The 15,234-nt window shown below is 43.5% G+C and carries 15 protein-coding genes; 13 read left to right on the top strand and 2 right to left on the bottom strand.

What is annotated here, in order from left to right:
• Positions 1–93: 93 nt before the first annotated feature.
• Positions 94–1,440, top strand: coding sequence for an ATP-binding protein (locus tag AC06MN_RS05830; RefSeq protein WP_475671415.1), 1,347 nt, complete (start codon positions 94–96; stop codon positions 1,438–1,440).
• 6 nt (positions 1,441–1,446) lie between these two features.
• On the top strand, positions 1,447–2,049 hold the full coding sequence (locus AC06MN_RS05825; protein WP_475671414.1) for a 4'-phosphopantetheinyl transferase family protein: 603 nt from the start codon (positions 1,447–1,449) through the stop codon (positions 2,047–2,049).
• Here AC06MN_RS05825 and purE read toward each other — a convergent pair.
• Entirely contained in the window at positions 2,046–2,552 is a 507-nt protein-coding gene (purE, locus tag AC06MN_RS05820) for a 5-(carboxyamino)imidazole ribonucleotide mutase (RefSeq protein ID WP_475671413.1), read from the bottom strand. The two genes, AC06MN_RS05825 and purE, sit on opposite strands and share 4 nt — an antisense overlap.
• A 172-nt stretch (positions 2,553–2,724) precedes the next feature.
• Between purE and hpt the strand changes: the two genes are divergently transcribed.
• Both hpt and AC06MN_RS05810 read left to right on the top strand, forming a co-directional pair.
• Positions 2,725–3,261, top strand: a complete 537-nt coding sequence (gene hpt, locus AC06MN_RS05815) for a hypoxanthine phosphoribosyltransferase (protein ID WP_475671412.1) — start codon at positions 2,725–2,727, stop codon at positions 3,259–3,261.
• Between the two features lie 184 nt (positions 3,262–3,445).
• The gene (locus AC06MN_RS05810; protein WP_475671411.1) at positions 3,446–4,015 is read left to right on the top strand and encodes an adenylate kinase; all 570 of its coding nucleotides are present in this window, start codon (positions 3,446–3,448) and stop codon (positions 4,013–4,015) included.
• 101 nt (positions 4,016–4,116) lie between these two features.
• Here the strand turns inward: AC06MN_RS05810 and AC06MN_RS05805 are convergent, their stop codons facing one another.
• On the bottom strand, positions 4,117–4,785 hold the full coding sequence (locus AC06MN_RS05805) for an acyltransferase (protein WP_475671410.1): 669 nt from the start codon (positions 4,783–4,785) through the stop codon (positions 4,117–4,119).
• A 246-nt stretch (positions 4,786–5,031) separates the two neighbouring features.
• Here AC06MN_RS05805 and AC06MN_RS05800 point away from each other — a divergent pair, with 246 nt between their 5' ends.
• From AC06MN_RS05800 to AC06MN_RS05760, 9 genes are all read left to right on the top strand, one after another.
• Positions 5,032–6,165, top strand: a complete 1,134-nt coding sequence (locus AC06MN_RS05800; protein ID WP_475671409.1) for an ATP-binding protein — start codon at positions 5,032–5,034, stop codon at positions 6,163–6,165.
• 3 nt (positions 6,166–6,168) lie between these two features.
• Positions 6,169–8,085 carry a 4-alpha-glucanotransferase gene (locus tag AC06MN_RS05795; protein ID WP_475671408.1) on the top strand — a complete coding sequence of 639 codons (1,917 nt, stop codon included), beginning with the start codon at positions 6,169–6,171 and terminating at the stop codon, positions 8,083–8,085.
• 34 nt (positions 8,086–8,119) lie between these two features.
• Positions 8,120–8,959 (top strand): deoxyribose-phosphate aldolase, encoded by an 840-nt coding sequence (gene deoC / locus AC06MN_RS05790; protein ID WP_475671407.1) that lies wholly within the window; start codon positions 8,120–8,122, stop codon positions 8,957–8,959.
• A 4-nt stretch (positions 8,960–8,963) separates the two neighbouring features.
• A complete protein-coding gene (locus AC06MN_RS05785) occupies positions 8,964–9,596 on the top strand; it encodes a DUF1963 domain-containing protein (RefSeq protein ID WP_475671406.1) in 633 nt (210 codons plus the stop codon).
• Positions 9,597–9,607: 11 nt separating this feature from the next.
• Positions 9,608–10,252, top strand: coding sequence for a hypothetical protein (locus AC06MN_RS05780; RefSeq protein WP_475671405.1), 645 nt, complete (start codon positions 9,608–9,610; stop codon positions 10,250–10,252).
• A gap of 234 nt (positions 10,253–10,486) precedes the next feature.
• A complete protein-coding gene (locus AC06MN_RS05775; protein WP_475671404.1) occupies positions 10,487–10,867 on the top strand; it encodes a thioesterase family protein in 381 nt (126 codons plus the stop codon).
• 37 nt (positions 10,868–10,904) lie between these two features.
• Positions 10,905–13,151 (top strand): N-6 DNA methylase, encoded by a 2,247-nt coding sequence (locus AC06MN_RS05770; protein ID WP_475671403.1) that lies wholly within the window; start codon positions 10,905–10,907, stop codon positions 13,149–13,151.
• Between the two features lie 159 nt (positions 13,152–13,310).
• Positions 13,311–14,372: a chorismate mutase gene (locus tag AC06MN_RS05765; protein ID WP_475671402.1), complete on the top strand. Its 1,062-nt coding sequence runs from the start codon at positions 13,311–13,313 to the stop codon at positions 14,370–14,372.
• Positions 14,373–14,739: 367 nt separating this feature from the next.
• A partial coding sequence (locus tag AC06MN_RS05760; protein ID WP_475671401.1) for an adenosylhomocysteinase occupies positions 14,740–15,234 on the top strand: 495 nt, incomplete at its 3' end.

Raw genomic sequence — 15,234 nt, 5'->3', positions numbered from 1 at the left:
ATTAAAAAAATGGAAAAAGCGAGGTTTTTATAGGTTAAAATAATGGAAAAAGTGTATTTTTGCACATAAAACAATTGGAAAAAGCGAGGTTTTATGTACAAAAGAAAGATACAAAGCACTATAAAAGAGAATCTTACGAATAATTCTAACAAGACACTCATCATAGAAGGGGCACGACAGATAGGAAAATCCTACATTATTCGCCATGAGGGGAAGTCTTGTTTCAAGAATTTCATCGAAATAAACATGCTTGAAGACAGCCATGGCGAGAAGTTGTTTGCTGAAGTGAAATCAACCACGGATTTCTACCTCAAACTTAGCACCGTTGCCGGTGAAAAATTAGGGAACCGAGAAAACACTTTGGTCTTTATTGATGAAATTCAAGCCTATCCCGAATTGTTGACGCTTTTGAAATTCCTCACCGATGAAAACAAGTTCAAATATATAGTAAGTGGCTCATTATTAGGCATTACTCTAAGGAAGATCTTATCCATTCCTGGAGGAAGAATCCAAATTGTCGACATGTACCAGCTTGATTTTGAAGAGTTTCTATGGGCAAATGGCGTTGGTGAGCCAGCCATTGAGCATTTGAAAGCACAATTTCTTTCCGAGCAGAGCCTTGATGAATCCATGCACAACGTGTTTCTCGATTTCTTTAAAAAATACTTGCTTGTTGGAGGATTGCCTGATGCCGTGAAAGCCTATTTGGAAACGCACAACATTGTCAATGTCAGGAATATACAAAACGAAGTCCATCGGCTTTACAAGGAAGACGCCTCCCAATATGACAACGAAAATTCACTTGTCATCAGGAAAATCTATGATTTGATTCCGTCGTACATGGAAAACAGGAAAAAGCGCGTTTTCTATCAGGATTTCGAAGGAAAACGATGGAAACGCAGTTCCGATTACATGGAAGAGTTTGAATATCTCACCAATTCAGGGATTGCCATCGAAGTCCACGCCGTTTCAAATCCGCATTTTCCCATGCTGGAATCAATGCAGAAAAACCTCGTCAAGTTATATTTAAACGATGTTGGAATATTGACTAGCTTGCTCTATCACAACAATATAAAGCCAATTCTGGATGATGAGAAATGTATCAATCTGGGTTCGGTTTACGAATCGGTTGTCGCTTCCGAACTGAAAGCCCATGGATTCAATCCTTCCTATTACGACAATAAAACCAACGGAGAAGTGGATTTCCTGATTGATGACTACAGCACTTTGTCGACCGTTCCAATGGAAATCAAATCAGGGAAAGACTATTCCACCCACAGAGCCTTGGACAAATTCCTTGCAAATCCCGATTACAACATCAAGAAAGCGTATGTCCTTTATAATGGAAGAGAAGTAAAACAGGCAAAAGGAATAACCTATCTTCCAATCTATTACATTATGTTTTTCTCGCCTTGCTCAAACGAAAACCTGATATTTTGACTTTTCATGAAGACCTATCTTTTCCATAATCCTGAAAGCGTAACGCAGGAGCAATTCGAGCAAGAAATGCTGCCGCTTCTGCCGCAATGGAGAAAAGAACAAGCCTTGCGCTACAAATTCCTCATGGGCAGGGTGCAATGCGCTGCGGCTTTCATTCTGCTGAAAACCGGCTTGAAAAACGATTTCGGCATTGACGAAGAAATAGAATTTGACTACATCGCAAACGAAAAGCCCATTTTGCGCAAACATCCCGACATTCATTTCAACCTCAGTCACTGCAAGAAAGGCATACTCTGCGTGATTGACGGCACGACAGAAGTCGGTTGCGACATCGAAGCGGTGGAACGCGGCATCAGCGACAGTTTGTTGCATTATTGCTGCAACGCTCAGGAAATTGCAAGCATTGAGAAATCAGCCAATTCCAATGCCGAATTCATCCGCCTTTGGACTATCAAGGAAGCCGTGCTGAAATGCTCAGGCGAAGGCATAACAAACAATTTGCGGGATTTGCTCACCCCGCAATTGTTGTCAAATCTGGAAATAGAAACGCATCCTTGCTTAAAAGAAGGATTCATTTACACGACTTGCAGGAAAATCCTGAAGCCTTAATTCGTCTTAAACTTGTATTTCACCTCTTTCAGGTCTTCATTGGCCTTGGTGATTTTCTTTTTCAAGCCAGCCTTGTAATTTTCCACTTTGGCAGCCATTTCGGCATCACCCAAAGCCAGCATCTCGGCAGCAAGAATGGCGGCATTCAGCGAAGCATTCACGCCAACGGTGGCAACCGGAATGCCTGGAGGCATCTGAATGATTGAAAACATGGCGTCCAAGCCATCCAACATGCCTTTCACCGGCACACCGATGACAGGCAATGTGGTGCTGGCGGCAATCACGCCAGGCAAAGCGGCAGCCATGCCAGCGGCAGCAATAATGACCTTAACGCCACGGCCTTTTGCCTCACGGGCAAATTGTTCGACTTGCTCAGGCGTACGGTGTGCGCTTAGGGCATTCATTTCAAACGGAATCTCCATCTCATCGAAAAACTGAGCGGCTTTTTCCAAAACGGGAAGGTCGGATGTGCTTCCCATGATTATGCTAACTATCGGATTCATACCTTATTATTTAGGTGTTAGGAATTAGGAGTTTGGAGTATTGAGGCAAATATATGCCACAAATCTCCACTTGCAAAAATAGTTTTTTCTCTTTTATGGCGAAACAACAAATTCAATTTGTATATTTGTCAGACAATGCAAACGGAAATATTGATTTCATAACCATCTGACAATGAAAACAGTAAAAGTTTTAGACAAGGAATTTTCCATTTATATTCCGCAGGAAGAAATAGAAAAAAAGATACAACCCATCGCCGAACAGATTAGCAACGACATGAGAGGAAAGAATCCGCTGTTTCTTGTAATCCTTAATGGAGCCTTCATGTTCGCTTCCGAACTTTTCAAGAAATTGACCATTCCTTGCGAGATTTCTTTCGTGAAACTGTCATCATATTGCGGCACTGCATCGACCAACGTAGTCAGGGAACTCATCGGCTTGGACCATTCCATCGAAGGCCGTCATGTGGTTATCGTTGAAGACATTATCGAGACTGGGCAAACCATCAACTACACCATTCACAAACTCAACGATTTAGGTGCAGCCGATGTTCGGGTCGCCACTTTGTTTTTCAAGCCTCAGCTGTTCAAATGCGATTTTCCGATTCAGTACAAAGTCATGGATATCGACAACGAATTCATCGTCGGTTTCGGCCTTGACTACAACGAACAGGGACGCAATTTACCAGACATTTATAAGATTATCGAGTGATTAAGGGGTTGAAGTGGAAAGGGAAAAGTGTTAAAGATAAAAGATGAAAGGTTGTTGGTTTTCAGTTATCAGTTTACAGTTATCGGTTTTCAAAATTGTTCTATAAGTCAGATAATCAAATCGTCTAATCGTCCACAAATAAATCTTTAAATCATTGAATATTAAATCTTTAAATCAAAATATCATGCGTAACATCATTTTATTTGGCCCCCCAGGAGCCGGCAAAGGAACGCAATCACAATTCCTGCGCGAAAAATACAATCTGACCTACATCTCGACAGGAGAAATCCTGCGTGAAGAAATCGCCGCTGAAACCGAATTAGGTCTTCAAGTCAAGGAAATCATCGGGCAAGGCAACCTCGTTTCTGATGAAATCGTGGCAAAAATCATTGAAAAGAAGATTTCAGAAAACCGCGAATCGGCTGGTTTTCTGTTCGATGGTTATCCACGCACCGTGAAGCAAGCCGAAATCCTCGACGATATGATGAAGAAATTCAACATGAATCTTTCTGGCGTCCTCAGTCTTGAAGTGCCCGAAGAAATGCTCATTGAGCGTATGCTTGAACGCGGCAAGACCAGTGGCCGTGCCGATGACAACCTCGAATCCATCAAGCACCGTTTCGTGGAATACGAAGCCAAGACACGCCCAGTCCTCGATTTCTACCAAGGCAAAGGCAACTTGCATCCAGTGAATGGCGTGGGCGAAATTCCTCAGATTTTCGAAAACCTCTGCAAGGTGATTGAAACCTTATAAAAACAAGGGTGAATTTTCACAACCAATCTGTAGAGACGTAGCGTGCTACGTCTCTTTTTCAATTGCATTTTCAGACGTAGCACGCTACGTCTCTACATTTTTCATTCAGCATGTTCCCAAGTCACATCGCGTTTCAGAATGGCGGGCGGATTGCCTCCAACAATCTGATTTTCGCCTGCGAAAGACGAGCGCAATTGTGTTCCTGCTGCCAAAACCGTATCATTCGGAATTTCCGCACCTTTCAGCAAGACGCACTTACAGCCAATCCAAACGTGGTCGCCAACCGTAATTGGTTTGTCAGGATTGATGCGCTCGTGCTCCTTATTACATATAGGATGCTCATCCGTGTCCATCACCAGCACATCCCAACTCATAAGGCAGTCATTCCCAAAAGTGATTTCTTTGGCGCAAACTATTGTGCTTTCAGCAGTTATGTTGAATTTATTGCCTAAATTCAGTCTTCCACGCACCGAAATCTTCGAGCCGTGACCGATGCTTGCCTTTCCTGCAAAATTCACTTCACCGCTCACCTGCCAAATGGTGCGCGAGCGTTTGCGGTCGTAGTGGCCTACATCGCCAAAGCCGATTTTAACCATCGCAGTTTCAATGTTTTCTGGCAAATTCACTTTGCCATGCATTTCGCGTAGGAAAGTGCGGTGCGAAACGATTACAGGCATTTTGATGGCCGTGACGAAAGGAAAATAATGCAAGTTGAAACGCAAGGATTTCGGAATGGAGCAAAGGATGTTGAAAAAGTCGAATGTGGTCATATCGATGGATTTAAAAAACAAAAATAGGATTATTTTCATTTCAACGAAAACAAATCCATTAAAAAAGGTAAAATCCATCGCCAATTGCAGGCTGACACATTCCTAATCCAAAAATATTGCCATTTTTTTGGAATATAATCCAAGAATATTGTCAATTTTTCGGAATACAATCCAAAAATATTGCCGTTTTTTTGGAATACAATAAAATTTGACTACTTTTGCAAGCAAAAAGAAGGCATTATTATTATGATTAAAAGATCATTACAAAAAGAACTCGAATCAGAGCTGCACAATGGCAAGGCTTTACTGTTGCTTGGGGCGCGACAAGTGGGGAAAACAACTTTGCTGAAACAGTTGCAGGAAAACCTTGAAGAAAACGTGCTTTGGCTGAACTGTGACATCAAAGAGACACGCGACACATTAAGCAACTGCAATTTCACCGAACTGAAAATGTTGATCGGCGAAAACAAAACAGTTATCATTGACGAAGCACAGCGCGTTGCAGACATAGGCCTGACGCTCAAACTGATAACAGACAACTTGCCTGATGTTCAGCTATTGGTCTCAGGTTCGTCAGCATTTGAACTGCGCAACCGGCTAAACGAACCTCTTACCGGAAGAAAATTCGAATATCAGTTGTTTCCAATCTCGACTCAGGAAATCTATCAGTCGGAAGGCCTAATTTCCGTCAAACAAAGATTGGAAAGTCGGCTTATTTTCGGCTCCTACCCCAACGTGATTTGCAACCCAGGGAAAGCTAAAAAAACACTTATGGAGCTGACTGAAAGCTATTTATACAAGGATATTTTAGAGTTGGAGGGTATCAGGAAATCTGCCGTTTTAGACAAATTGCTCGTTGCCTTAGCGCTACAAGTGGGAAGCGAAGTTTCGTACAACGAATTGTCAAAAACCGTTGGAATTGATAGCAAGACTATTGAAAAGTACATTAACATTCTGGAAAAATGCTACATTGTGTTCCAACTCAATAGTTTCAACCGAAATATCCGAACGGAGCTGACCAAAGGCAAGAAAATCTATTTTTACGACAATGGCATCAGAAATGCTGTCATCCAAAACTTTGCACCATTAAGTATGAGAAATGACAATGGCGCTTTGTGGGAAAACTTTTTCATTTCGGAAAGGCTGAAAAACAATCATTATTCACAGCGTTATGTGCGTAGCTATTTCTGGCGCACGACCGAAAAACAAGAAATCGATTATATCGAAGAAAACGACGGCCAACTTCATCTTTTCGAAATGAAGTGGAACGAGAAAAAAGGTAATTCAAAATTGCCAAACATTTTCCTTGAGACCTATCATCCGAATTCAACAAGTATCATTACGCCTGCAAATTACCTGCAATGGCTTATCAATCTTTGACTTATGGAAATCAAATTCAAACTTAAATATGATAGTCATTGGGGCGAAGAATTGTTCTTGACGGGTAATATGGATGCTTTAGGCTCATGGAAACCCGAAAAGGCGCTTGCAATGCGTTATGTCGACAATGGCTATTGGTCTGTTGCCGTTGAATTGGACGAGTCGGAAACCGTTGAATATAAATACATTATCAAGGAAAACGGACAAATTAGATGGGAGTCGCGGGAAAACCGTTGTTGGAAAGCTTCAAAGTCGGTCTGGGATGCTTTTGATGCTGAAACCATGGAGAAAAAGGTTGGTGTTGCCGTTCCGCTTTTCAGTTTGCGTAGCGATAGCGATTTCGGCATTGGCGAATTTCCCGACTTGATGAATTTGGCAGATTGGTGTGTGGCCAATAATTTGAAAATCATCCAACTGCTTCCAATCAATGATACCACTGCGCATTTCGATTGGCACGATTCTTATCCTTATAATGCCATTTCGGCTTTTGCCTTGAATCCGGTTTATCTGAATCTTCAGGATTTGGGTGTTGAAGGGAACGGACTTTTCAAAGATGAGCAGCAACAACTCAATTTGCTTCCGTTTGTAGATTATCCGAAAGTGCTGAAAACCAAATGGGAATATCTAAAAACCGCTTTCGCGCAGCAATGGGAGTTGTTGCAAAAGGATGAATGTTTCAAGTCGTTTTTTGCACAAAACGAGGATTGGCTTGTCCCTTACGCCGATTTCTGCGCACGGCGCGATGCCAACAATACGACAGATGTCAGCCGTTGGTCGGAACATGCTGGCGAAGGTTGCCGTGAGTTCTATTATTTCCTGCAATTCCATTGCGACAAGCAGTTGCGTGAGGCTGTAAACTATCTACATTCCAAAGGCATCATGCTGAAAGGCGATTTGCCCATCGGTGTCAATCCGCAAGGTGTTGATGTGTATAGCAACCCCGATTTGTTCAACAGCAATGCCCAGGCTGGTGCGCCGCCCGACGACTTTGCCGAAGAGGGACAGAATTGGGGCTTCCCGACTTATAACTGGACTGCAATGAAGCGTGATGGCTTTGCTTGGTGGCGTCGTCGCTTGCAGGTCATGGCACGCTATTTCGATGCCTATCGCATCGACCATGTTCTCGGCTTTTTCCGCATTTGGGAAATTCCAAAAGGCAAGAAATCAGGCTTGTTGGGACATTTCAATCCGGCCTTGCCTTTGTCGGAAAACGAGATTGAAACCTTTGGTTTTCAGTTCGATGAAGAAAAACATGTGACCAATGATTTGGAAACGCTTTTCATCAGGGATTCATACCAAAAGGACAAATTCCATCCGCGCATCGCCTTGCAGAAGACGGATTTGTATAAAACGCTCGATGAGAAGCAAAAGACCGCCATAGATAGGCTTTACGACGACTTTTTCTATCATCGCCACAACGAGTTTTGGAAACAAAGCGCATTGGAAAAGTTGCCAATAATAATAGGTGCAACGGAAATGATTGCCTGTGGCGAAGACCTTGGCATGATTCCCGCCACTGTTCCCGAGGTGATGCAGCAGTTGGGCATCAAAAGCCTTGAGGTGGAGCGGATGCCGAAGGTTTTCGGCCATGCCTCGGTGCAAACCGAAGATATGCCTATGAATAGTGTGTTCACAACGGGCACACACGATATGCCGACACTTCGTGCATGGCTGACTGAGGAAGGAGAAACGCCTTCTTCAAAATCCATTAAAATGGTGATTGAGAGGATTATGGATAGTCCGGCTTGCTGGAATATTTTCCCTATTCAAGATTTGCTCGACACCGACGAAAGCAATTGGTCGGCCGACCCGAAGGACGACCAAATCAACGTGCCGGCCAATCCTGAAAACCATTGGAAATACAGAATGAAATCCACAATCGAAGAATTGCTGCAAGATTACCTTTGCAAAATCAAGTAAAAAGCATATTTTTGCCTCAACAAATCCTAATATCATGAATTTCAAACCCTACGAATACACCGAAGAACAGCTTCAGGAGCGCATTGAGCAGATTGTCGCTGAACAAACACAAATATCTGACCGCAAGGAATCCTTGGCATGCATTTTCCAAAGCATCGATTTCACGACTTTGGAAGCCTTTGACAACGAAGAGAAAATCAACGAATTTTGTGCCAAGGCATTGGCTTTTCCGAAGCAAGAACCTTACCTTTCGGTACCAGCCATTTGCATTTACAGTCCATTCGTGAAGCAAGCCAAGCAATTGCTTGCGGGCAGTGGCATTCATGTCGCCACGGTGGCTTGCGCTTTCCCTTCAGGACAAATGCCTTTCGACTTGAAGGTCAAAGAAGTGGAATATTGTGTTGAGCAAGGCGCCGACGAAGTGGATATGGTCATTTCGCGCGGCACTTTCCTCGCTGGAAACTACGATGAAGTCTTCAACGAAATCAAGACTATCAAGACGATCTGCAAGGATGCGCATCTTAAAGTCATCCTCGAAACGGGTGAATTGAAAACCGTTCAGAACATCCGCAAAGCCAGCGAGTTGGCCATTCTGGCAGGTGCCGATTTCATCAAGACTTCGACGGGCAAGGTGCCTGTTGCCGCCACACCTTTGGCTGCCATCATCATGATTGACACCATCAAGGAATACTATGAAACAACGGGCAAAAAAGTAGGTTTCAAACCTGCCGGCGGCATGAAAACGCCTGAAGATGCCATGACCTATTATTATCTGGTGAAAGGTATCCTTGGCGAGCAATGGCTTAACAAAAACCTCTTCCGCGTTGGAACCAGTCGCCTTGCCGGACAAATTGTTGAACTTTTGAAATCCTGACAGCATGTCAATCAAACTAAGTTTCCATAAATCAGATAGCGACCTCACGGGGCAAAGCAAATGGTGGGGATTCCCCGATATGCCCGACAATTTGGACTATCCCGAAATCACTGTCAATGACGATGGTGACCAATACGAGGACCCGCTCACTTTTATTTGTCAAATCCGTTGCGAAGACATTGCGCCTTTCGACACCGAAAACCTTCTTCCACACGAAGGGATGCTTTATTTCTTCGCCGCCATGGATTACTATTTGGGTGACCATGACACCCTCGCCTACCCTGGCATGGGCAATTGGGAAACACCTTACTACAAAGTGCTTTACAGCCCAACTTGCGAGAATCTTCACACCCACAAAATCCTTTATGACGATGGTACTCCAGCCTGTCGGCCAGCCGAGGCTATAAGTTTTGAGAAAGCCGAACCTTGCGACGACGATACGAAGCTGTTAGGCTTTCCTTATTTTGACGAAATCAGGGAACTGTTTCCTGAACATATTTCATTGCTTCAAATCGATGAAAACGACGACTGGAACTTGCGATTCATCGACTGTGGCATGTTATGTTTCCTCGTGACGTCCGACGACTTGAAAAACAGACGTTGGAGCCAAGTGAAATGTTATCTTCATTCCTTTTAAAATCTGAAACCATGGAAGAAAAAATCAAAAGAATTGCCAAAATCTATAAGGAAATGGTCAAAAACCATAGTACTTACATGGAAGGCTGGCGCAATTATCCGCTAATACAGGAGGCGTTGGACCTGTTTTCAGAGATGCCTTTGCGCTATGGCGAAGAATTTACGCCATATTCCCGCATTTTCATGTTGGAAATGATGATGGAAAATTATCAGGAAGAGCAAATGCCACGTCTGTCGTTGAAAATCAGAGATTACCAACAGTCGCTTTTCGGTTTGATTTCCGATGAGGATTTGGAAATCGACATGAGTTTCGACCATTACGAAGGCGACAAGGAAAGTTATGTCCGCGACCTCAAGCCCGACGACATTGAGAAACACCGTCAAAAACTGATTGATTACATCGATCTGAGTATCAGCATGGAAGACTGGTGCCGCAAAAACGGCCGAACTCTAAAATTTGACCCGATTGAACGCACCGAAGAATGGGAAAACGCCATTTACGAAGTGGAAAAACGCTGCTACGAACTGACGAAAAACAAGCCGAAAGGCATGGGCTTTTGCTTTGAATATTGGAACACCAAAAGAAACGTTTTGGCCAAATATGGCATCGAATGGCGCAATCCACACATCATGAACCCACGCGTCATGTTTGATTAAAAACTTGAATGGACACACTTTTTCATGTCAAGAATTAAAGAATTTGAGAAGCCTAACGGACAACACGCTACAGAAGCATATTCGAATTTGAGCCTTTCGCAAGCTCAAGGAGCATAAAACAATTCCCAAAAATTCTCGTGCGAAGCACCAACTTCAAGTAGGACACTGTCGGAAAAAGTTCTCTAATTCTCTAATTCTTGACAAAAATAACAACTTGAATATCAGAATATCAAAATGGAAACAACCGAATTACTCAACAGCACACATAGCGAAACCATTACTGTTCAGCACAAAGACACTGCTGCCGTTTACGGCTCCGGCGCACTGGAAGTCTTCGCCACTCCGGCCATGATTGCCTTGATGGAAATGACCTGCCTGAAAAGCGTGAAAGACAAGATTGGCGAAACGAACACTACCGTCGGCACAAAGGTAAACATCAGCCATTTGAAGGCAAGTCCCGTTGGAAATGTCGTCCGTTGCGACTCAAAGCTCATAGAGATTGACCGCCGCCGTTTGGTTTTTGAAGTGAAATGCTACGATGGCGAAACTCTTGTCGGCGAAGGCACGCACGAAAGGTTTATCGTTGACAGTGCGAAGTTTATGAGCAAGTTTTGAATAAAAAAAGTATCTTTGCACGGTGAAAAACGAGAGTATGAGATACGAAATGACCGAAGATGAAGTCCGTGACTTAGCACGCACCACGCTTGATTTGAAACCGACGGAATCTGTTCAAGCAGGTGTCGGGCAATTGACATCATTCAACAAACTCGGTTTTGCAGGTATAAAAGACCGCCCTGACGGTTGGTATCTCCCGAATGAAACACATTTTCCCGCACTCATTCTGGAAGTCAAAGGAAGCAACGTGAAATTCGGAGACAAGGAACGTGCCGAACTGATTAAAAACATCAAAATCACACTCACCAAATACAATCATGTCGTTGGCATTCTTTTCAATGGCTATGAAATTGAAGTTTACAAAGATTTAGCACAAGCGAATGTTGCCAGTGACCTGAAGGCCAAGGAATTTTATCTCAATTTATTCGCCACCAACAAGATTGACAAGGCTTTGATTTACTCGCTGACACGAAGCATCAACGACACGCTGCATTTCAATTTTGTCATCAAGAACCTGTATCACCGAATGATTTTCACAGCTTGTGCCCTCGTTGCAAAACGCTTTGGAGCACCTCTGTCAGCAGGAATGTCTTTCGGCATGTTCACCACTTCCATTCGTGAAACTTTGGCAGCTTCGTTTTCCGCCGACTTGACGAAAAACATTAAGTTACAGACTTTGCTTGACGTATTTTCAGAAATAAAGCTCAATGCAAGTTGCAGTCAGGATTCGATAAACAAATTCATCGCTGATGTAACGCAAATCTCCGACAACATCAACTCTGATTTTTGGAATGGAGAAGATGTAATGGCCATTTTCTTCAACGAATTCAACCGCTACAAAGCCAAGTCCGAATCAGGTCAGGTATTCACGCCCGATCACATAACTTCTTTCATGTATCGCATCACTGACACCACACAGAATGACTTCGTTTTAGACGCAGCCTGCGGCAGTGGCGCATTTCTCGTCAAGTCGATGTGCAACATGATCAAGGAAGCTGGCGGTGCAAGTACCAAACGTGCTACGGAAATTGCACAGACCCAGTTGTTCGGAATTGAATATGACAGGGAAATTTACGCTCTTGCTTGCGCCAACATGCTCATACACAAGGATGGTAAGACCAACCTGAAACTCATGGACAGCCGTACCACCGATGCCGGTTATTGGATAAAGTCAAAACCCATCACAAAAGTCCTGATGAATCCGCCGTTTGAAAACAAATACGGCTGCTTAGACATTGTGGCCAACGTGCTGGCAAACGTAGAAAAAGGGACGACTTGTGCATTCATTCTTCCCGACAACAAATTAGAAAAAGCTCAGAGCCGTGTCCGCCGATGGCTAAAATCATGTACACTTGAAAAAATCATCAAGTTGCCTAAGGAAATTTTCTCAGGCGTCACGACAAGCATTTTCATATTTACAGCAGGCATTCCGCAAGGAAAAAAGGAAATCTTCACCTGCTACATGGCAGAAGATGGACTCGAAACCATCAAAAACCAAGGTCGTCAGGATATTCGCAACCGCTGGGATACCATCGAAGAAACATGGGTCGAAATCATTCGGAAACAGAGCGGACACAGTTCCATTCAATGGATTAAACCCGAAGAGCATCTGAGTTATCAGGAAGAAATCATCGTCCCTATGCCCGTTAAAGCCGACTTCATGAAACGGACTTTGGCATACGCCTTATTCAAGTTGAATATCGATGAAGCTGAGTTTTTCCAAAATATAAAGGAACATACGCTTTATGGGACAGAGCTATTTCCTGAATACGGAAAAATCCTGAATGGTAGCAACATTTCACCAATGCAGCTATGTACTGATGGTTGGAAACGCTTTGAAATTGGCAAGCTGTTCAAAGTGGAAAAAGGTCAACGGCTGACTAAGTCAGATCAGAAAGACGGGCACATAAATTATGTAGGAGCATCAGCTTTTAATAATGGCATTACGAATCACATTGGTAACGATGACAACATCAACCCGCCAATGACAATTTCCGTGTGTTATAATGGTTCAATCGGTGAGGCATTTTATCAGGATGAGCCCTATTGGGCAACAGATGACGTGAATATTTTGACACCATTATTCACTATAAATCAACATATTGCACTGTTTTTCTGTACGGTCATCAAGAATGAGAGTGTAAAATACGCTTTCAACAACAAATGGACAAAGGAAATCATGGAGAAGTCAATGATTCCACTTCCTGTAACTCAAGAAGGCATACCTGATTTCAAATTTATGGAAAGTTACATCAAGTCATTGCCATACTCACACCTGTTTTAATACAACATACAGGAGTAAAATCATACAGGACGAAAGGTTTATCGTTGACAGCGAAAAGTTTATGAGCAAGTTTTAAAAGGAAACAAAATTGATTCCCCAAAAGCAGCCACCACAATTGCCAAAAATATCCTAATTTTGCGCCATTAATCAATGTAACCTATGTTCGATCTCAAGTCATGGTTTTCCTCTTTGTCGGAGCCGCTCATTATCAGCGGTCCGTGCAGCGTGGAGTCGGAAGAGCAGCTTTTGATTACGGCTCGTGGCTTGGCCGAAATCCCGGAGGTAAAAGTGCTTCGCGGTGGCATCTGGAAACCGCGCACGCGTCCCAATGCTTTCGAAGGCTGGGGAGAAGATGGCCTGAAATGGCTCCTGAAAGCGAAAAAGGAAACCGAACTCTTGACGGCTACCGAAGTCGCAACACCCGAACATGTGAAAATGGCTTTGAAATATGATGTCGATGCGCTTTGGATTGGTGCCCGCACTGTGGTCAATCCGTTTTCGGTGCAACAATTGGCCGATGCCTTGAATGGCAGCGATGTGCCCGTTTTCATCAAAAATCCCGTTTCGCCTGACTTGAAACTTTGGTTGGGTGCATTCGAGCGTTTCCAAAAGGCAGGTTTGCAGTATTTGGCTGCCATTCACCGTGGCTTTCAGCATTACAAGGAGACACCTTACCGCAATTTCCCGATGTGGGAGATTCCCATCGAACTGACGCAAACCTTGAATGTGCCTGTCATTACTGACATAAGCCATATTTGCGGCTGCCGCGAACTGTTGCAGCAGACGGCGCAAAAGGCCATCGACTTGGCTTCAGATGGCTTGATGATCGAGTGCCACTGCAATCCCGACCAGGCTTTGACCGATGCCCGACAGCAAATCACTCCGTCCGAATTGCACACCTTATTAATTAATATAGTGCATCGTGCAAAAAAATCGGGCAATGTGGAGCGCGACCTAGCCGACTTGCGCAGCGAAATCGATGACATCGATAGTGAACTGCTGCAATTGCTCTCGCGCCGCATGGATGTCAGTGCGCAAATTGGTGCTTACAAGAAAAAGAATAATGTTACGGTTGTGCAGATGGATAGATGGAAAAAAATCCTTGCCGACCATATTGCCACAGGAAAAGACATTGGTCTGAACGAAGAACTCGTCGTTTCGGTTTTTGAAGCCATACATCAGGCTTCCATCGAGCGGCAAAGCGACATCCTCGACAAATGAAAAAAGCCCGCATCCCTGCGGACTTTTCTGAAGTAGTTATTCTTAAAATAGTATTTTTGTTGATTAAAAGGTGATGCAAAAATATAGCGATGGGTCAAATGCGCCAAGAAAAACCATCTCCAATATCTACACATTTCTCAACAAAATCTTTGTAACATATTTTATATCAATAATTTGAATTTGTAAATTGAAATGTCGTTTTGGGGATTTTTGTTGTGATTTTTTGCTTTGTCGAATGTAAAAAATGGCTTTTGGCTATAGCTAATGGCTAAAGGCTAATAGCTAATGGCCAATAGCCAAAAGCAACATTTCGCAGGTGGTAATAATTTTATTCTTATTTTTGCAGTTTCAAATTAAAACATAAATAATGAACAGCAAATTGTTAGATAAAGATCTTCCGTATCTGGTAGCCGACATGGGTCTTGCCGCTTGGGGAAGAAAGGAGATTGAAGTTTCCGAACACGAAATGCCAGGCCTCATGGCCTTGCGCAAGAAATATGGTCAGGAAAAGCCTTTGAAGGGTGCCAAGATTATGGGCTCTCTCCACATGACTATTCAAACCGCTTGCTTGATTGAAACATTGGTTGAATTAGGCGCAACGGTGCGTTGGTGCAGCTGCAATATTTTCTCAACGCAGGATAATGCCGCTGCTGCAATCGCTGAAACGGGTACATCTGTTTTCGCTTGGAAGGGCGAAACGCTTGAAGATTACTGGTGGTGCACCAAACGCGCCATCACTTTCCCCGATGGAACAGGTCCGGACCTCATCGTTGACGATGGCGGCGATGCCACCTTATTAATACATAAGGGTTATGCCTGCGAAAACGACCCTAAACTGCTCGATGCACCTACCGAAAGCGAG

Source organism: Candidatus Limimorpha sp. (assembly GCF_056203535.1).
This window is presented reverse-complemented; position numbering and strand designations above follow the sequence as displayed.